Below are 20,546 nucleotides of genomic sequence, written 5' to 3'. Positions count from 1 at the left end.
TTGTGTAATTTTATATCTTCTTGAGAAAGGGATGAGTGAACAAATGGCTATTTATATATTAGAAGACCAAATTATTCAAGCAAAAGCGTTAGAAGTATTGTTAACAAATATCCTACATTCAAGAAATATTTATAATGAAACAATCCATTTATTTTCACGTTCAGATGAATTATTACAAGTGGCACACCAGGACGCCCAACTAAATATCTTTTTCCTAGATATTCAAATGAACAATCATATCCAGGCAGGATTTGAGGTTGCTAAAGAAATCAGAAAAACAGACAGTGAAAGTCTGATTGTATTTATTTCTACTCACACAGAATTAGTTTTAACTTCCTACAAATATATGGTTTCAGCTCTTCAATTTATTCAAAAGAACGTGGATTTTCTAGATTTCCAAAAAGAGGTCGAAACATGTGTCGATGCATATATTCAACAAAAAGAAAATATAAAGACAAAAAGTGAATATATTATCATTAACTTAAAAGCGTCTTCTATAAAAATGGATATTAATGATATTTATTTCTTTCAAACGGAATACGATCATCGTGTGTCAATGGTTGGTAAAAATTTTAAAAGAGAATTTTATGGAACGTTATCAAAAATTGAACAACTGCATCCAGATTTGATTAGAGTCCATCAATCAATCATCATCAATAAAAAATATGCGTCAAAATTAAATTATAAAACGCATCTTTTAACTATGAGAGACGGAACGGAAGTACCAGTCTCAAGAAGATATTATACTCAGGTCAAGGCACTATTTCTTACTTAGGGAGGGATAATGACTAATTAAGGAATTATCTATCTATTAGTCGCTATATTCGTTATAATTTAGTGCAATACTTGAAGAGGAGGGCGATATGCTAATCGATTGGATTCTAAAAAATATTATGGATATGGATCAGGAAGATCAATCAGGAAAAACACAATGGACAAAGTATTATCTAACCGTTTATTTTTCTGGCTTATTTAATCTTCTGATGATTCTGATTTTATCAGTTTTATTTGGGACGTTAAGCGAAACCTTTATTGTATACGTCGTACTGATTTTTTTACGGCCTGTCGCAGGTGGCTGGCATGCAAAAACTAAATGGCTCTGTCGTCTAGAAAGCATTGTTATCTATGTCGCCATACCATTTGTATTGAAAAATTCTTCTGTGAGCTTACCGTTTATTTATAAAATTCTATTGATGTGCCTCTTAGTCGTATTATTTTATTGGTATGCGCCACAAGGAACAGCGATTGAACCTGTTCAGCCATCTGATTTAAACGTGCTCAAAAAGCAAAGCCTTATAAGGGTGTGTTTACTTATTTTATGTAGTCTGTTTGTCAAAGAAAAGATTGCTTCAGTAATACTCTACGGTCTCGTCATCCAAGGTCTGATGATACTCCCTGTAACAAAAAATTTAATTGAAGGAAGTGTTTTTATGAAATTTGGTAAAAAAATAATTAAAAATGTTATTGAAAAAAGAGTTGCAAAAGTTAGTGATGGTGTGGGAACTAAGCCTAGATTAAATCAAAATTCGCCCAATATATTTGGACAATGGATGGGACAAACTGAAAAACCTAAAAAGAATATTGAAAAATGATTTTGTCGTTATTAGCTACTAACGTTTTGCTTGTATCTAGCTTTATCGTTTTTGTCTTTTTACGAGTAACATTGATCAAGATTGAATGTAAAATACCGTTACTTTCATTGCTTATTGTCATTAATCTTTGTTCGTTTGCGGCATTAATGTTGGGCTACTCTTGGTTGATTTATGCGCTGACAGTCGTTATTTTTACAGGATTTTTACTCATTCACAAAAAGAGGTTCTCAATTTTTAAAGCGATATTTTTGTCTGTTTTTACATTGCTTATGGTTTCGTTTATCAATTACACGGAGCAAACGATTTTAAGTGTTTTTTTTCAACAGATTTATCAAAATAAATTATTATGGATTGCCTCAAATGTTCTTCTGTTGCTTATAAATATCTGGATTGCTTTAAAAATTCCCAATAGTGTTTTTTTAAGATTAAATCGTGTGTTAGAAAATAGCCGAATTTTTTTTGGTTGTTTACTTTTATTGTTGATTCTGTTGTTACTTTTTGTGTTTTTGATTTCGCCAGAGATTTCACCTGACTTTATGCGAGGATTTGTCACGGTAAATAGTTCTAAATTGGAGTTATTAATAAGTGTAGGTTTATTTTTAATTCTGATTGGCTTAGTCATTGAAGCTTATTTGGAAGAACAACGTATCAACACTCAATTATTGAATAATTTAACGATTTATACTGAAAAAATAGAATCCATTAACGAAGAGCTAGCGATGTTTCGTCATGATTATAAAAATTTATTGTATAGTTTACAAATTGCTATTTCATACGAAGATATTCTGGAAATCAAAAGAATTTATGAAGAAACGATTGCACCAACCAAAAAAATTATTGATAATGAAGAATTTGAACTTATGAAGTTAAATCGTTTGAAAAATATGGAACTTAAGGCACTCATAAGTATGAAAATTAATACCGCAAAGCAAGCAAAACTAAAAGTGATTGTTGATGTGCCAGAAGTATTTATTCTTGATACATCAATCGACTTAGTGGTTGTGATTCGTTTGTTGGCTATTCTATTAGATAACGCGATTGAAAACAGTGCAAAATCAGAATTGAAAATGTTCGCTATCTCAATTTTCAATAAAAATGAAACACAAGAGTTTGTGATAACAAATAGTGTCCAAGCCGAATTTGATTTTAAGGTTATGAAGAAAACCAAATTTAGTTCTAAAAGTAATCCAGAAGAGCACGGTTGGGGATTGTTATATGTAAAAGAAATTGTTGATTTTTCAGATCAATTTGATTTGCAAACGTCCTTCAATGAAGGAGCGGTCACTCAACATTTAATTATTGAAAAAAATCATAACAGTAAAAAAGTTGTTAACGAATGAATTTGTTAACAACTTTTTTGCTATGGTATTGAGTTATGAGGGGCAATACAGGGAAAAATGTCGGCTGATTAAGGAATTTAGATAGTGCCGGTTAGGTAGTTGTCTATAATGAAAATAGCAACAAATATTTACGCAGGGAAAGGGGCGGTCGTTTAACGGGAAAAATTAGGGAGGATAAAGCAATACTTTTGTTGGGAAAAGAAATAAAAGGAAACTGGGGAAGGAGTTAATTGTTTGATGAAGGGAAATAAAATTTTATACATTTTAGGTACAGGCATCTTTGTTGGAAGTTCATGTCTATTTTCTTCACTTTTTGTAGCCGCAGAAGAACAAGTTTATTCAGAAAGTGAAGTTTCAACAGTTTTATCGAAGTTGGAAAAGGAGGCAATTTCTGAGGCAGCTGCTGAACAATATACGGTTGTAGATCGAAAAGAAGATGCGTGGGGGATGAAGCATCTTAAGTTAGAAAAGCAAACGGAAGGCGTTACTGTTGATTCAGATAATGTGATTATTCATTTAGATAGAAATGGTGCAGTAACAAGTGTTACAGGAAATCCAGTTGATCAAGTAGTGAAAATTCAATCGGTTGATGCAATCGGTGAAGAAGGAGTTAAAAAAATTATTGCTTCTGATAATCCGGAAACTAAAGATCTTGTCTTTTTAGCTATTGACAAACGTGTAAATAATGAGGGGCAATTATTTTATAAAGTCAGAGTAACTTCTTCGCCAACTGGTGACCCCGTATCATTGGTTTATAAAGTGAACGCTACAGATGGAACAATTATGGAAAAACAAGATTTAACGGAACATGTCGGTAGTGAAGTAACGTTAAAAAACTCTTTTCAAGTAGCGTTTAATGTGCCAGTTGAAAAAAGCAATACGGGAATTGCTTTACACGGAACGGATAACACAGGGGTTTACCATGCAGTAGTTGATGGCAAAAATAATTATTCTATTATTCAAGCACCATCACTAGTAGCATTAAATCAGAATGCTGTTGACGCCTATACGCATGGAAAATTTGTGAAAACATATTATGAAGATCATTTCCAACGACACAGTATTGATGATCGAGGGATGCCCATCTTGTCAGTTGTTGATGAACAACATCCAGATGCTTATGACAATGCTTTTTGGGATGGAAAAGCAATGCGTTATGGTGAAACAAGTACACCAACAGGAAAAACGTATGCTTCCTCTTTAGATGTAGTTGGTCATGAAATGACACATGGTGTAACGGAACATACTGCCGGTTTAGAATATTTAGGACAATCAGGTGCGTTGAATGAATCTTATTCTGATTTGATGGGTTATATTATTTCGGGTGCATCTAATCCAGAAATTGGTGCGGATACTCAGAGTGTTGACCGAAAAACAGGTATTCGAAATTTACAAACGCCAAGTAAACACGGACAACCAGAAACCATGGCTCAATACGACGATCGAGCACGGTATAAAGGAACGCCTTATTATGATCAAGGCGGTGTTCATTATAATAGTGGAATTATTAATCGGATTGGTTACACCATTATCCAGAACTTAGGCATTGAAAAAGCACAGACTATTTTCTACAGCTCGTTAGTAAATTACTTAACACCTAAAGCACAATTCAGTGATGCTCGTGATGCGATGCTTGCTGCTGCAAAAGTTCAATATGGCGATGAAGCAGCTTCAGTGGTATCAGCAGCCTTTAACTCTGCTGGAATCGGAGCTAAAGAGGACATTCAGGTAAACCAACCAAGTGAATCTGTTCTGGTCAATGAATGAAAAAAATTCCCCAATTAAATAAAAATGGATAAGGAGTGGCATAATCTTATGAAAAAGTTCTCCATACGAAAAATTAGTGCTGGTTTTTTGTTTCTGATTTTAGTAACTTTGATCGCCGGTTTTAGCTTGTCTGCAAATGCAGAAGAGTATATCGTTCCTGCCGAAAGTCATTCACGACAAAAAAGATCGTTACTGGACCCTGAGGACAGAAGACAAGAAGTGGCAGATACAACCGAAGCGCCTTTTGCGTCAATCGGAAGAATCATTTCCCCTGCCAGTAAACCAGGCTATATTTCTTTAGGAACAGGCTTTGTTGTTGGAACCAATACAATTGTCACCAATAATCATGTGGCTGAAAGTTTTAAGAATGCCAAAGTATTAAATCCGAATGCCAAAGATGATGCTTGGTTTTATCCAGGTCGAGATGGCAGTGCGACACCATTTGGCAAATTCAAAGTGATTGATGTAGCTTTTTCCCCGAATGCGGATATTGCGGTAGTGACTGTCGGCAAACAAAACGATCGTCCAGATGGCCCAGAGTTGGGAGAAATTTTAACGCCATTTGTTTTGAAAAAGTTTGAATCTTCAGATACCCATGTCACAATATCAGGCTATCCAGGTGAGAAAAACCACACACAATGGTCTCATGAAAATGATTTGTTTACATCTAACTTTACAGACTTAGAAAATCCATTACTATTTTATGATATCGATACAACCGGCGGTCAATCTGGTTCACCAATCTATAATGATCAGGTTGAAGTAGTTGGTGTTCATTCCAATGGCGGCATTAAGCAAACAGGAAATCATGGTCAAAGACTAAATGAAGTGAATTATAACTTTATTGTTAATCGAGTGAATGAAGAAGAAAATAAACGTTTATCCGCTGTGCCAGCAGCGTAAAGAACCATAAAAATACTCGGAATTTCCAGAATCACGGGAAATCTCGAGTATTTTTGTTTTTTAAGATAGTGTAAGTTACGATAAAAGTACCTTGTAATTATCGGTTAAAAGCATATAATAGTGCTGAAAAGAAGGCAAATAATCCGATTAAGTTAGTATTTCTAAACCATCATAACTCGTAATGATTTCATGCTTTTGAGATAAAGCCGCCATCTCCGCATAAGACAAGCCGCCATTGTGAGAAAAATGGTTGGCAACGTAAATCGTTTTATCTGTGACGAGTTTTCTTTCTTTTAATTCTGCAATTAATTTTAAATTTTCTTCCCAATTCATATGACTATTGCCAGTTTCGTTTGTTTGACTAGTACAATCTAAAGAAACAATACTAAGAAGTAAGTGGCTCTTTTCAAGATATTCAAACATTTCTGACGTAAAGTAACCTGTATCATGGGTGGATAAAAAAGCATCTTTACCATCGTCTATAACGAAAATAAAACAATCTTCACTGAAATTTCCATGTTGTGCAGGAAGGGGATAAATCGTATAGTTCGCAATAGTAAAACATTTGTAGGGCTGAATAACCTGATAATGTAATCGGGTATCGTCTTGACGACCTTCTAAATCAAAGGCGCGCTGATAAAACGTCTTAACTGCTTCATTTCCATAAACAGTTAAACGATTGGGAATATCTAATGCATAACCAGACATTCGATAAGCCAAATCCTCGCCGTAAAAATGATCGGAATGCCAATGAGAGATTAGTAAAGAGTCAAAGTCTGCAAAACACAAGTCGTACTGCAACAGGTGTAAATAAGAATCCCCTGGAAAATCAATCAGCAGGACATCATCAATAATTAATTGAGTTTGTGTACGAATTTCTCGTCCTTTTTTCTCTCGAGCGTACTTACATAATTTACAATTACAAAAAATTCCTGGAATCCGTTCTGCTGCACCCGTGCCTAAATAGTTGATTTTCATTGGGAGTACCTAACCTTTCTTTGACATTCTTCATACTTAGTAGATAACGCTGAACCTTAAAGTAAATGGGCATGGAAACTGAAACATTTGTTGTGTCCATCTTACCTTTTTTAGAGAAGAATTGAAATGGAATTTTTTAAGTAAATATGCGTAAAATAGAAAAAGCTAGACGCCTTTTTTGATAAGCTGAATTTACTGCGAATGCTCGTACTATTTCCGAAAAAAAGTTTTACCAAAGGCACTTTCATATCCATCTGCTATTAGTTATAGAAAAATAACAAGATGGACATAGCTTATTAGAGCAAAAATAACTACGCTATTGATAAAGAGTGAGGCGTGTTTTGAACAGGTTGCGTGGGCAAATGAATTTGAATAAAAGGGATGACAAAAGATGACTATTGAAAAATTAGAATATTTTTATACCATTGCAAAATATAATAGTATTTCCAAAGCAGCCTCTGAACTCCATGTTAGTAAATCAACCTTAAGTGCGTCATTAAAAGATTTGGAAAGTGAATTGGGCCATTTACTTTTTAACCGTAACGGTAATTCTTTGACGTTAAATTCCTATGGTGATAAAATCGTCCAATCTGTATATATCATTTTAAACGAGGCTAAGAAAATGAAACTTAATTTGCATGAAATGATTGAGAATCCAGTGATGCGTTTAGGTTTTGGAAATACGTCCTTGATGTATAAAGTGACAGAAAATGAGGATCAACTGAATCGTTTTTGGGAATGTTACCATGGTTCATCGTTTGAGTTATTGAATAAATTGGAGAATCATGAGTTGGATTTTGTGATTACTTCTGCAGATGTGAATAGTCCAGTTTTAAAGAAAGAACAATTAATTGAACTAAAAATGTATCTTTGTGTTTCAAGAGAAATTAAACAAGAAATTGAGGAAGAAGGCTTCAGCTGTTTGACCAACTATCCATTTCTATTTTTGCCGCATCACTTAGATCATTTAGAAGCTACCAAGAGTGTGCTAGAAATGTTGCAATTAACAAGTCCGCTTGTTTGTTGCTACGATACGTTGATGCTTACTCGTCTCATTGAAAAAAGTAAAGGAGTTTATGCGGTGATCTCTCTTCGGAAAGAACAACTGCAGGAAATTGATTCTAAACTCTTCTTTTTACCGATTGAACGAAAACAAAAATTTTATTTATACCGAAATGTTTCCAGTTCGGTTTTTGTCCAACCTGGTCAAATCAAGGCAACTTTACAAAAGTTGCTAGAGACTTAGCCATTAAAATTACTTTGGAATAGTTACCAAAAATAGCTTTATTCGCTTAGATTTACTTCTGCTGCGGATAAGGCTATTTTTGTTGTTCATTGTTTAAAAGAGATGCTCAATTATGGGGCTGTTCGATATTTCTGAACAGAATGTTCAATTATTTAATAACTTAAGAATCGATAAATCGTATCTATTACGGTTCAATTTAAAGGGGTTCTGGTGTATAGTTTGGCTATCTAAAGATTTACTTTTTTAAATATAAAATAACTAAATGGCAAGGAATATAAAGAACTGTTGATACGTGAGTACTTGCGATAACTGTGTCGTTAGAAGTTTAAGTGTCATTGTTGCTTTTCCTGTTTTATGTAGTTGCTAGAAAGGACTGTTTTTATGATCGATAGAAAAAAAGTTATTTTGTATACTTGTTGCATGAGTTTGTTTGTAGTGACCATGGATGTTACGGTTGTCAATGTGGCGTTACCATCCATTCAAAGTGATTTTCACACGAATCTGTCTACATTACAGTGGGTAACAGATGGCTACACTTTAATGGTAGCATCCTTATTATTGTTGTCTGGGTCTACAGCAGATCGAATTGGCCGTAAACGAGTCCTTCAATTGGGCTTAGCCTGTTTTGGTTTAGCGTCTTTCCTATGTGGGATTTCGCAAACCCCAGGGCAATTGATCGCGTTTCGCATGTTGCAAGGGATTGGTGGTTCTATGTTAAATCCGGTAGCAATGTCTATTATTACACAGGTATTTACCGAAAAGTTAGAAAGAGCGAAAGCAATTGGCTTGTGGGGCTCTGTTACAGGGATTTCCTTAGGCATGGGCCCGATTATTGGTGGACTGATTGTTTCTTATTTTAGCTGGCGGTATGTCTTTTTTGTAAATGTACCGATCATTGCTGCGGCAATCATCCTTACACAAAAGTTTGTACCTGAGTCAAAAGTAGAGAAGACGGTGAAAAATGATTTTGTTGGTCAAGCATTGATGATTCTTTTTCTATTTAGTTCTATCTATTCCATTATCGGACTACCTAGAAAAGGGCTTTTCGCGCCAGATATTTTAAGTACTGGGATAATCGGCTGCTTAGCCATTGTTATTTTCTTTATTTATGAATATAACATTGACAATCCGTTAATCAACCCGCGTTTCTTTTTATCTATTCCATTTACATCGGCTTCTTTTTTAGCTATTTTTGGCTTTATCATATATAACGGCTATTTATTTTTAAACACGCTATATTTGCAAGAGATGAGAGGCTTCAGCCCGTTGGAAGCTGGCTTATCAACCATTCCTTTGGCTTTTGTTAGTTTTCTTGTTGCACCGAGAGCCGGCGAAATGGTAGGGAGAATAGGGACGAAACGTCCTATTATGCTTTGTGGTATTTCAATGTTGGCTGTTAGCTTTTTACAATTATTTGTAACTAAAACAACGCCTATGATTATTTTATTTATTATTTATATCTTTTTAGGCATTGGGTTTGGGATGTTAAATTCACCGATTACCATTACAGCGATTGAAGGAATGCCACTTTCTCAGTCAGGAATTGCAGCAGCCATTGCGGTGACATGTAAGCAAATTGGCAATTCTTTAGGGGTGGCGCTACCAAGTCTTTTAATTACAAAGCCTATTACTAGTTCGCTTACTCGAACACCTTTTACAAACGTATGGCTTTTATTTGGATGTTGCGCCATTGCGATTATCTTTTTAAGTTATTTATCCAATTCTCCGCTAGCGAAAAAGTCATTGCGCAGAGTTAGGTTTTATTTTTAACAAATCAAGATTTTTTTGAAGGGAAAGGAAGACAAACTTAGATGAAAAAAATAAATAACCGATTAGGACTCTTTTTATTTTTTGTTTTACTCTTTTGGGCAAAAACGATTCTGGCGTATTACCTAGATTTCTCATTGGGTGTTAAGGGCAGTCTCCAGCGAGAAATTTTATGGTTCAATCCAGTTGCTACTACGCTGTTATTATTTGGTTTTAGTTTGTATTTTAAAAAGCATAAAACATTTATGCTTAGCTTAACTCTTTTAAATGTTTTAAATACATTAATTTTATATTTGAATATTATTTTTTATCGTGAATTCACTGACTTTATTACCATCCAATCTGTTTTTGGCTTTTCAAAAGTTTCAGAAGGAATTTCTGGTGATTTACTTGCCTTAATGAGGGTCCACGATGTCTTTTATTGGCTAGATACTTTAGTGCTGCTCGTTTTGGTATTTTACTCTTTTAAACAGCGACGGAATCATCAAGTCTTTGTGACCAAACCTATCAACAGAAGATTGGCGATCTCAATTAGTTGTTTAAGTGTCTTGCTCTTTTCGGTTAACTTATTTTTAAGCGAAACCGATCGTCCTCAATTGCTTCAAAGAATTTTTGACCGTAATTATTATTGTAAAATATCTTGGCTTGGATGCATTCACAGCCATCGATGGTGTCAAAACAGCCATGTCAAATGAGGTAAGAGCAGAAGCTAGTTCAAACGAATTACCTGAAATCATGAAATTTACCAAGCAAAACAATTTACCGCTTAATCCACAGTATGCCGGGATTGCCAAAGGAAAAAATGTATTTGTGATTCATTTAGAAAGTTTTCAACAATTTTTGATTAATATGAAAGTCCAAGGCCAAGAGGTTACACCGTTTTTAAATCAGCTTTATCAAAACAAAGCGACAATCAGTTTTGATAATTTCTTTCATGAAGTAGGGCAAGGAAAAACGAGTGATGCGGAGAACATGTTGGAAACAGGAACATTCGGGTTACCGCAAGGCTCTCTTTTTACACAATTAGGATCAGACAATACTTTCGAAGCGGCTCCCGCAGTTTTAGGACAAAAAGGCTATACAACCGCTGTTTTCCATGGAAATGTGGGGAGTTTTTGGAATCGAGACCATGTGTATAAAAACTTAGGATATCAATACTTTTTTGATCGGTCATATTTTTCAAAAGATGACAAAATGCTAGGTTACGGTATTTTAGATAAACAATTGTTGCGTGAATCAGCTAGTGAGCTTGAACATTTACAGCAGCCATTCTATGCGAAGTTTTTAACTGTGACCAATCATACCCCTTATTATACGGATGACCAAAACTTCCCGTTTCCTAAATTGAACACAGGCAATTCGATTGTGGATGATTATGTTCGAACAGCGCACTATTTGGATCAATCGCTAGAACAATTTTTCCATTACTTGCAAACAACAAGTTTATACAATCATTCTATTTTTGTTATTTATGGTGACCACTTCGGTATTTCAGATGCGAACAACAAGGACTTATGTAAAGCTTTCAACCGCGATCCAAAAACGTGGACAAACTATGACAATGCGCAATTGCAAAGAGTACCTTTGATGTTTTACATGCCAGGCTATACGCAAGGGAAAATCATGCACGAATATGGTGGGGAAATTGACGTTTTACCGACACTGTACCATCTTTTAGGTGTCGATGATAAAAATTATATCCATTTTGGCACGGACCTTTTATCTCCTCAATATAAACAAGTGGTTCCTTTTAGAAATGGCGATTTTGTAACGCCTCAATTTTCGTATCTAGGTGGGGAAATCTACAATAATCAAGGGAAAAAATTAGACCAAGTTCCAGCAGATTTAAAAGCAGAAGTCACGAAAGATAACGATTGGGTGAAAAAATCGTTAAGTTTATCTGACAAATTAAATCAGGAAAACCTTTTACGTTTTTATAAACCACAAGGATTCCAAGAAGTGCAACCAAAGGACTACAACTATGATGTAGCTTTTGAAAAAAACAAAGTCTTAGAAGTAGAAAAACAAAAAAATGCACAATCAACTAGCTTGTTTAGTCAAAATGGCAATCAAACGACAGTCCAAAATTATCCGACTACGCCATAGATCATTTAAGAAGGATAATTTTTGGAAGGGAAAGAGAATCATATATGAAGTGAAGGAGGTCAGGACAGAACCGTTTATTTTCGAAGGAATTGGTTCTGTTCTCGCCATTTATCAGGTTTTGAGCCTGGAACAAAAATCCAAAGTGATTTTTGTCCCAGGCTCTTTCGCTCTTTTATTGAGTAAGAAGTCAGTTTAGAATTTATATTAAGTTTCGCTGTACATTTTAAAATTATCATCAACAGAAAATACAACAGGCGAATTTTTAGATAAAAAAATTAGTAAAACAAGTATTAAATAAATAGTATTATTGAGGATAAAGTAAGAGAAATGTTGTTTTTTTAATAGTTGTTAACGGAAAACAAAATTATTTTATAGCCATAAAATATATTTTTATTATAATTATATTATAAAATAATGAGCATGTGATTTGCAGATAAGTTTTTCAGGGCCTATTCTGAATAGGAACTTAGCTATAAAAATAAAAGAGGAGAGTGGTTTTGATGAGAAAAAATCAGAAGATTGTGCCAATTGTGACAGCTTCAGACGAAAATTATGCTCCTTATTTGAATGTAATGATGACAACTGTTTTAGAAAATTGTCATGCGGAGAGACCTGTTCATTTTTATGTGATTGATGATGGGCTGTCGCTATCTAGCAAAAAAGCACTCCGAGAAACGGTTAGTAGTAACTCACAAAATGCAACTGTTGAATTTCTAACAGCAGACAAAGAAGTCTATCAAAATTTTTTAGTGAGTGATCATATTACAACGACCGCATACTTACGCATTTCTTTACCGTCACTTTTACAAAAATATAGCTATAAAAAGGTTCTTTATTTAGATGCAGATACGCTGGTTTTAGATGATATTGTCCAGTTGTATGATACGCCATTAGTGAACCAAACGATTGGCGCGGTTATTGATCCTGGTCAAGCATATGCCTTGAAACGTTTGGGCATCCATTCCTCCGATTATTATTTTAATTCAGGAGTTATGATTATTGATATTGACCGATGGAACGAGAAAGCAATCACCCAAAAAACAATTCAGTATCTAGAAGAAAATGGGGACCGCATAGTTTATCATGATCAAGATGCTTTAAACGCTGTTCTTTATGAAGATTGGCTAGCTCTAGAACCAAGATGGAATATGCAGACGTCTTTAGTTTTTAATCGTCATGAAGCGCCTAATGAAGCCTATCAAAAATTATATACAGCGGGAAATCAAGAGCCAGCGATTATTCATTTTACTGGACACGATAAACCTTGGAATACGTTAGAAAATCATCCTTATACAGCTCTTTATCTAAACAAGTTAAAGAAAGTAGGTGCAAGAAATGGAAAATAGAAAAGAATTAGCGATTGTCTCCTGTTGCAATACCAACTTTGTACCGCATCTTGCTGCTATGTTTGTTTCAATTTTAGAAAATAGTCCTTCAGCGGCAGCTGTTCATTTTTATGTGATTGATGACAATATCAATTTTGAAAGCAAGCAACTACTGTATTTTACGATTAAACATACCCAAATCAATGCAGAGTTAACATTTTTAAAAATCAACCCCCATTTTTTCAAAAATGTTGTAACCAGTGAACGAATTCCCAAAACAGCTTACTACAGGATTGCTATTCCAGAGCTGTTTAGAGGAAGCCAGATCGAACGGCTGTTGTATATGGATTGTGACATGATTGCCTTAGATGATGTCGCAAAATTATGGACAGTTGATTTAGGTGAAAATATCATCGCCGCTGTGGAAGATGCAGGGTTCCATCAACGTTTGGAAAAAATGGCGATTCCTGCAGAATCTATGTGTTATTTTAACTCAGGCTTGTTGCTAATCGATGTTAAAAAATGGTTGAATTTAGATGTAACCACTAAAGTCTTAAGATTTATTGAAGAAAATCCAGATAAATTACGTTTCCATGATCAAGATGCATTGAATGCGGTTTTACACGACCGTTGGACCCTGTTGCATCCTAAGTGGAACGCCCAAGGTTATATTCTGTCAAAAGCGAAAAAACATCCAACTATTTATGGAGAAAAACAATATGAAGAAACGAGAAGAGCACCATCCATTATCCACTTTACTGGCCATGTCAAACCTTGGACGAAAGAATTTCAGTGGTATACCAAGCGTTATTATGATCAATATGCGAATAGGACGGCCTTTCGTTGTGTCAACACATTCAATCAATATTTATCTTATACGAAAATTAGTAGAAGGATTGAATATGCTCAATAATGAATATTGTCATGGATTTCGTAAAATTAGTTACTTGTTAGTTGTTGCCAGAACCAAACAATAGAAACGAAGAAGTCGGGATCGAACTGTTTTTCAGATTTTGAGTATGAGACAAAAATCTAAAGTGATTTTTGTCTCATACTCTTTTTTGTCTATTTAAAATAAAGCCAGCAACTGGTATCATATTTAAGGATGGTTTTTTATAAAAAAATGATTTCTTGAGGAAAAAAATATTACAATAAAGAAAAATAAAAAAATGTAAACGTTATCATTTCAAGGTTATAGCGGTATGAAGATATTTATTAATACTTTTTATTGACAAAATAAAAAAAACCACCGTACTATTGGTTTGTGGTTATAACCAGTTAGGGTAAAGGAGAAAGTTATGGAAAATGCCTTTAAAAACAAAGCTTTGTATCATCAACTTGTTGATTTGCTGCAGGAACGAATCGAAACATGCATGATTCCTCATGACAAGTTGCCCTCTGAACGTGAATTGACTGCACAATATGGAGTGAGTCGGACGACGGTCCGGTTAGCGCTACAAGAACTAGAAAATAGAGGTTCCATCTATCGTCGTCATGGCAAAGGAACATTTGTTTCAGATATAAAAAAAGAGGCCGCTGATTTAGCTGGCGCATATAGTTTTACAGAACAAATGAAAGGGCTGGGTCGAAAACCACATACCCGTATATTATCCTTCGAAAAATTGGAAGCGGATAAATTTATTTGTCAGCATTTGAATCTTTCGTTAGGAGAGGCAGTTTTTAAATTAAGTCGGTTGCGGATTGCTGATAACGAGCCATTAATGGTTGAAGACACATACTTGCCTGTGAAATTTTTCTTATCACTCACGGATCAATTACTACGTAGCAAACCATTATATGATCTATTTTCGGAAGATTTTAAGCAAACCGTTCGTTTAGCTGATGAAGAATTATACGCTAGCATTGCGTCAAAAGAAGATGCCAAATTATTGATGATTCCGGAAGGAGCGCCAGTCCTTCATTTAGCACGCCAGACATATAACATGAAAAATGAAATTATTGAATTTACGTTGAGTGTGGCGCGAGCAGATCAATTTCATTATCAGATACGCCATATTCGGAATAGTTAGGAGAGTTAAGTATGTTTACAGCAGAAAAAGAAGAACTAGAACAACTAGGAGCGGAAATCACTACACGTGAAATTCGTCAGCAACCTGAGCTTTGGCAAGAAACCGTGACACTTTATCATGAAAATCAAACAGCTTTGGAAAACTTTTTAAAAGAAGTCCAGGCCAAAGCGCAAGGAAAACGCACAAGAGTAATTTTTACAGGAGCAGGGACTTCGCAATATGTCGGTGATACGGTTGTACCTTATCTCCGAGCACACGGCGACACACAAGCCTTTTCATTCGAAAGTATTGGGACAACGGATATTGTGGCCAAACCAGAAGATTATTTGATTAAAGACGAACCAACATTGTTAGTTTCGTTTGCAAGAAGTGGAAATAGTCCTGAAAGTTTAGCGGCAGTTGAAGTAGCTAATCAAGTGGTCGAAACAATTCATCATTTAGCGATTACTTGTGCCGAAGAAGGACAACTAGCACAAATAAGTCAAAAAGAAGAAAACAGCTTTTTATTCTTAATGCCAACACGTTCCAATGATGGTGGTTTTGCGATGACTGGTAGCTTTTCTTGCATGACTTTGGGTACATTACTACTCTTTGATCAAACAGCCTTTGAGCAAAAACAAGATTATGTAACCGCTCTAATTAAATTAGGTGAAGAAGTGCTATCCCGTGAAGAAGAATTAAATGAAATTGTTAACCTTGATTTTGAACGCATTGTTTATGTTGGTTCTGGAAGTTTAGCTGGTTTGACAAGAGAAGCGCAATTGAAAATTTTAGAACTAACAGCCGGCAAAGTTGCCACAATTTTTGACTCTTCTATGGGCTTCCGTCATGGACCAAAATCATTTATTAATGAAAAAACAATAATGTTTGGTTTTGTTAATAATACACCATACACAAGAGATTATGACTTGGATATCTTAGAAGAAGTTCACGGTGACGAAATTGCGGCGGGTGTTTTTGCGATTGCTCAACCTGGCAAACGTAATTTCTCAGGTTCAACTATTGAATATTCCGCAGAAACTGCTCTATTACCTGATGGCTATTTAGCATTAGCAGATATCATGGTAGCCCAAACAGTCGCACTTTTAACATCTATTAAAGTTGGAAATAAACCGGATACCCCTTCACCGACAGGTACAGTGAATCGTGTGGTTAAAGGCGTAACGATTTATGACTATAAATAATACAACATTTGGAGGAGGAACTATGCTTACGTTAACAGCTGGAAAAAAAGCGGCAATGGATCGTTTGTCAACCCAAGAAGGAATCATTAGCGCATTAGCCATTGATCAACGAGGTGCCTTGAAAAAAATGATCAAAGCGCTAGATGTAGAGCCAACTGATGCACAAATTGAAACGTTTAAAGAATTAGTCTCGAAAGAATTGACACCTTATGCGTCTGCCATTTTATTGGATCCAGAATATGGATTGCCTGCTGCAAAAGCACGCGATACCGAGGCTGGATTGTTACTCGCTTATGAAAAAACGGGCTATGATGCAACAACTCCGGGACGATTGCCTGATTTACTAGCAGATTGGTCTGTTTTACGCTTGAAAGAAGAAGGCGCAGATGCGATTAAATTTTTACTATACTATGATGTGGATGAGGATCCAGAAATCAATCATCAAAAACATGTATTCATTGAACGCTTAGGAAGTGAATGTGCAGAAGAAGACCTACCATTTTACTTAGAATTAGTTTCTTATGATGCACAAATAGCAGATGCGACTTCTTTAGAATATGCAAAAGTTAAACCGCATAAAGTGAATGAAATGATGAAAGAATTTTCTAAACCCCAATATAAAGTAGATGTATTGAAAGTGGAAGTTCCAGTTAATATGAATTTTGTAGAAGGTTTTGCGCCGGCTGAAACAGCGTATACAAAAGAGGAAGCGGCGAATTATTTCTTAGAACAAAGTCAAGCCACTGATTTACCATTTATCTTTTTAAGTGCCGGTGTCTCAACAGAGCTATTCCAAGAAACACTACGTTTCGCTAAAGAAGCTGGTTCAACATTTAATGGTGTTTTATGTGGCCGTGCTACGTGGAAAAATGGCGTGAAACCTTTCGTTGAAGTAGGAGAAACTGCGGCTTGTGATTGGTTAAAAACAGAAGGCCGAGAAAACATTGAAAGTTTAAATGAAGTCATCGCAGCAACCGCCAGCTCTTGGCATGCGAAAGTTCAAGTAAACGAAGGGTAATTGGGAGGCATAGCTGTGATAGTAACAGTAACAATGAATCCGTCAATTGACATCTCCTACCTATTAGATCATCTAAAGCTTGATACCGTTAATCGGACCAGTCAGGTGACCAAAACCCCTGGTGGCAAAGGACTAAATGTCACTCGCGTTATTCATGATTTAGGTGGAGATGTTATCGCTACCGGCGTTCTTGGTGGTTTTCATGGGGCGTTTATTGCAAATGAGTTAAAGAAAGCAAACATCCCCCAAGCATTTACGTCAATCAAAGAAGAAACACGTGATTCGATTGCGATTTTGCACGAGGGGAATCAAACTGAAATTTTAGAAGCTGGACCAACTGTTTCCCCAGAAGAAATCAGTAACTTCCTTGAAAATTTCGATCAATTAATTAAGCAAGCAGAAATTGTCACAATTTCTGGCAGTTTAGCGAAAGGATTACCATCAGATTTTTATCAAGAATTAGTTCAAAAAGCTCACGCACAAGAGGTTAAAGTGCTACTAGATACTTCTGGTGATAGTTTAAGGCAAGTTCTTCAAGGACCATGGAAACCGTATTTAATTAAACCTAATTTAGAGGAACTAGAAGGATTGCTAGGGCAAGATTTTTCAGAAAATCCATTAGCAGCTGTACAAACAGCTTTAACAAAACCAATGTTTGCGGGAATTGAATGGATTGTCATATCTTTAGGAAAAGATGGTGCAATTGCCAAACATCACGATCAATTCTATCGTGTAAAAATTCCAACGATTCAAGCTAAAAATCCTGTTGGTTCAGGAGATGCAACCATTGCTGGTCTTGCATATGGACTAGCCAAGGATGCCCCAGCTGCCGAACTGCTAAAATGGGGCATGGCGGCTGGAATGGCTAATGCCCAAGAAAGAATGACTGGGCATGTAGACGTAGAGAACGTGAAGAAACATCTTATGAACATCCAAGTAGTCGAAATTGCTAAATAAAGAGCTTTCTTTATTTAGCAATTATCCAGCAATTGAAAGCGTTTACTAGAAAGGGTGACAATGTGGACAGATTTGAAATTAAAGAGGAGTTTCTTTTAAATGGTCAATCATTTAAAATTTTATCAGGCGCCATTCATTATTTTCGTGTAGATCCCTCAGATTGGCATCATTCCCTTTATAACTTGAAAGCTTTAGGCTTCAATACAGTTGAGACATATGTACCATGGAATTTACATGAACCGCAAAAAGGAACATTTCATTTTGAGGGAATATTAGATTTGGAGCGCTTTTTAAAATTAGCACAAGAACTTGGACTATATGCGATTGTGCGGCCGTCTCCTTATATTTGTGCAGAATGGGAGTTTGGCGGTTTTCCAGCCTGGCTATTAAATGAACCAGGACGGATGCGTTCGAATAATCCAACCTATCTGAAGCATGTTGCGGAATATTATGATGTTTTAATGGAAAAAATTGTTCCGCATCAACTTGCTAACGGTGGCAATATTTTAATGATTCAAATCGAAAACGAATATGGTTCATTTGGCGAAGAAAAAGCGTATTTACGGGCGATTCGCGATTTGATGATTGCACGCGGCGTGACAGCACCATTTTTTACTTCTGACGGGCCATGGCGCGCAACATTGCGGGCAGGCAGCATGATTGAAGATGATATTTTAGTAACCGGAAATTTTGGCTCAAAAGCCAAAGAAAATTTCGGTATGATGCAAGCCTTTTTTGAAGAACATGGTAAAAAATGGCCGCTAATGTGTATGGAATTTTGGGATGGCTGGTTTAATCGTTGGAAAGAGCCAATTATTAAACGAGATCCGCAAGAATTGGCTGAATCAGTTAGAGAAGCATTAGCATTAGGCAGTATAAACTTATATATGTTTCATGGCGGCACCAATTTTGGGTTTATGAATGGCTGCTCCGCACGAGGAACCATTGATTTACCACAAATCACTTCCTATGATTATGATGCGCCACTTGATGAACAAGGGAATCCAACCGAAAAGTATTTTGCGTTACAAAAAATGCTTCACGAAGAGTACCCTGCGTTACCACAAGCTGAACCATTAGTAAAAGAATCTTTTGCGCAAACAGCAATTCCTTTAACCAACAAAGTGAGTTTGTTTGCGACTTTAGAAACGATTAGTCAGCCAGTGGTCAGCGTTTATCCGCAAACCATGGAACAATTAGGACAAAATACCGGCTATCTTCTTTACCGAACAAGCATTGAAAAAGATGCTGCAGAAGAAAAGCTAAGAGTGATTGACGGTCGTGATCGTCTGCAATTATTTGTCAATCAGGTACATCAAGCAACGCAATATCAAACGGAAATTGGCGAAGATATTTACGTTACACTGCCGCAAGAGAATAATCAAATCGATATTTTAATGGAAAATATGGGTCGTGTCAATTACGGGCATAAACTATTTGCAGATACTCAGAAAAAAGGGATTCGAACGGGTGTCATGGCAGATTTACATTTTATGACGCAATGGCAACAATATTGTTTACCTATGACAAGCTGTGAACAGGTAGACTATTCAAGAGAATGGCAGCCTGATCAACCAAGCTTTTACCAGTATCATGTGGAGTTAGCAGAAGTGAAAGATACATTTATTGATGTTTCTAAATTTGGCAAAGGAATTGTTTTTGTTAACCAAACCAATCTTGGTCGTTTCTGGAATGTTGGTCCGACGCTTTCCTTATATATTCCCAAAGGATTATTAAAAGAAGGGCAAAATGAGATCGTCATTTTTGAAACGGAAGGAACGTACCAACCAGAAATTCAGTTAGTAAAAGAACCACTATATAAAGAAATGAAAGAGGGATTACAATGAGTATTATTGGCGTAAGAATTGATGGACGTTTGATTCATGGACAAGTGGCAAATTTATGGGCGACAAAATTGAATATTTCCAGAATTATGGTCGTTGATGATGAAGTTGCAGGGAATGCCATTGAAAAAAGTGGCTTGAAATTAGCAACACCAGCTGGCGTGAAACTAAGCGTGTTACCAGTTGAAAAAGCTGCTCAAAATATTTTAGCAGGAAAATACGACTCACAACGTTTATTAATTGTGGTACGGAAACCAGATCGTTTATTAAAACTAGTAGAACTTGGGGTGCCGATTAAAGAAATCAATGTTGGGAACATGTCTCAAACAAACGAAACACGGTCGATTACTAAGTCAATCAATGTGGTCGATCAAGATATTGAGGTTTTTAAAGAGTTAAATGCTAAAGGTGTCCATCTGATTGCTCAAATGGTGCCAAGTGACAAAGCGGAAGACTTTATGAGTTTGATAACAAAATAGGAGGGAACAA

General features: G+C 35.8%; 16 protein-coding genes and 1 pseudogene. 16 read left to right on the top strand and 1 reads right to left on the bottom strand.

Annotated elements, in window-relative coordinates; all coding sequences use genetic code 11:
- The first annotated feature begins 43 nt into the window (after positions 1-43).
- The 5 genes from fsrA (at position 44) to sprE (ending at position 5,602) form a co-directional block, all read left to right on the top strand.
- A complete protein-coding gene (gene fsrA, locus KQI94_RS01030) occupies positions 44-775 on the top strand; it encodes a response regulator FsrA (protein WP_011109506.1) in 732 nt (243 codons plus the stop codon).
- An 88-nt stretch (positions 776-863) separates the two neighbouring features.
- Positions 864-1,592: an accessory gene regulator AgrB gene (locus tag KQI94_RS01025; RefSeq protein WP_002369249.1), complete on the top strand. Its 729-nt coding sequence runs from the start codon at positions 864-866 to the stop codon at positions 1,590-1,592.
- Complete coding sequence (gene fsrC, locus KQI94_RS01020) at positions 1,589-2,932, top strand: GHKL domain-containing protein (protein WP_002386893.1); 1,344 nt, start codon at positions 1,589-1,591, stop codon at positions 2,930-2,932. Before KQI94_RS01025 ends, fsrC begins: the two co-directional genes overlap by 4 nt.
- A gap of 234 nt (positions 2,933-3,166) precedes the next feature.
- Positions 3,167-4,699: a M4 family metallopeptidase coccolysin gene (gene gelE, locus KQI94_RS01015; protein ID WP_002369251.1), complete on the top strand. Its 1,533-nt coding sequence runs from the start codon at positions 3,167-3,169 to the stop codon at positions 4,697-4,699.
- 48 nt (positions 4,700-4,747) lie between these two features.
- On the top strand, positions 4,748-5,602 hold the full coding sequence (gene sprE / locus KQI94_RS01010; protein WP_002369252.1) for a serine proteinase SprE: 855 nt from the start codon (positions 4,748-4,750) through the stop codon (positions 5,600-5,602).
- A 147-nt stretch (positions 5,603-5,749) separates the two neighbouring features.
- Here the strand turns inward: sprE and KQI94_RS01005 are convergent, their stop codons facing one another.
- A complete protein-coding gene (locus tag KQI94_RS01005; protein ID WP_002369253.1) occupies positions 5,750-6,580 on the bottom strand; it encodes an MBL fold metallo-hydrolase in 831 nt (276 codons plus the stop codon).
- 391 nt (positions 6,581-6,971) lie between these two features.
- On the opposite strand from KQI94_RS01005, the gene KQI94_RS01000 reads away from it, so the two are divergent.
- The 11 genes and pseudogenes from KQI94_RS01000 (at position 6,972) to KQI94_RS00950 (ending at position 20,536) form a co-directional block, all read left to right on the top strand.
- A complete protein-coding gene (locus KQI94_RS01000; RefSeq protein ID WP_002369254.1) occupies positions 6,972-7,826 on the top strand; it encodes a LysR family transcriptional regulator in 855 nt (284 codons plus the stop codon).
- A gap of 381 nt (positions 7,827-8,207) precedes the next feature.
- The gene (locus KQI94_RS00995) at positions 8,208-9,596 is read left to right on the top strand and encodes an MFS transporter (protein ID WP_258865610.1); all 1,389 of its coding nucleotides are present in this window, start codon (positions 8,208-8,210) and stop codon (positions 9,594-9,596) included.
- A 41-nt stretch (positions 9,597-9,637) separates the two neighbouring features.
- Positions 9,638-11,699 (top strand): annotated as a pseudogene (locus KQI94_RS00990) (LTA synthase family protein).
- A gap of 500 nt (positions 11,700-12,199) precedes the next feature.
- On the top strand, positions 12,200-13,045 hold the full coding sequence (locus KQI94_RS00985; RefSeq protein WP_002382422.1) for a glycosyltransferase family 8 protein: 846 nt from the start codon (positions 12,200-12,202) through the stop codon (positions 13,043-13,045).
- Positions 13,035-13,937: a glycosyltransferase family 8 protein gene (locus KQI94_RS00980; protein WP_002382420.1), complete on the top strand. Its 903-nt coding sequence runs from the start codon at positions 13,035-13,037 to the stop codon at positions 13,935-13,937. Before KQI94_RS00985 ends, KQI94_RS00980 begins: the two co-directional genes overlap by 11 nt.
- A gap of 385 nt (positions 13,938-14,322) precedes the next feature.
- Entirely contained in the window at positions 14,323-15,054 is a 732-nt protein-coding gene (locus KQI94_RS00975) for a GntR family transcriptional regulator (RefSeq protein WP_002360115.1), read from the top strand.
- An 11-nt stretch (positions 15,055-15,065) separates the two neighbouring features.
- On the top strand, positions 15,066-16,238 hold the full coding sequence (locus tag KQI94_RS00970) for an SIS domain-containing protein (protein ID WP_002357242.1): 1,173 nt from the start codon (positions 15,066-15,068) through the stop codon (positions 16,236-16,238).
- 22 nt (positions 16,239-16,260) lie between these two features.
- Positions 16,261-17,256, top strand: a complete 996-nt coding sequence (gene lacD / locus KQI94_RS00965; RefSeq protein WP_216454302.1) for a tagatose-bisphosphate aldolase — start codon at positions 16,261-16,263, stop codon at positions 17,254-17,256.
- 15 nt (positions 17,257-17,271) lie between these two features.
- Positions 17,272-18,213 (top strand): hexose kinase, encoded by a 942-nt coding sequence (locus KQI94_RS00960; protein WP_010706669.1) that lies wholly within the window; start codon positions 17,272-17,274, stop codon positions 18,211-18,213.
- A 32-nt stretch (positions 18,214-18,245) separates the two neighbouring features.
- On the top strand, positions 18,246-20,060 hold the full coding sequence (locus KQI94_RS00955) for a beta-galactosidase family protein (protein ID WP_002382417.1): 1,815 nt from the start codon (positions 18,246-18,248) through the stop codon (positions 20,058-20,060).
- A complete protein-coding gene (locus KQI94_RS00950) occupies positions 20,057-20,536 on the top strand; it encodes a PTS sugar transporter subunit IIB (RefSeq protein ID WP_002361968.1) in 480 nt (159 codons plus the stop codon). Before KQI94_RS00955 ends, KQI94_RS00950 begins: the two co-directional genes overlap by 4 nt.
- Positions 20,537-20,546: the final 10 nt, after the last annotated feature.

This window comes from Enterococcus sp. S183_ASV_20 (assembly GCF_018919685.1).
Lineage (GTDB): Bacteria > Bacillota > Bacilli > Lactobacillales > Enterococcaceae > Enterococcus > Enterococcus faecalis.
Note: the sequence above shows the minus strand (reverse complement) of the source record. Positions and strands in the feature narration are given on the sequence as shown.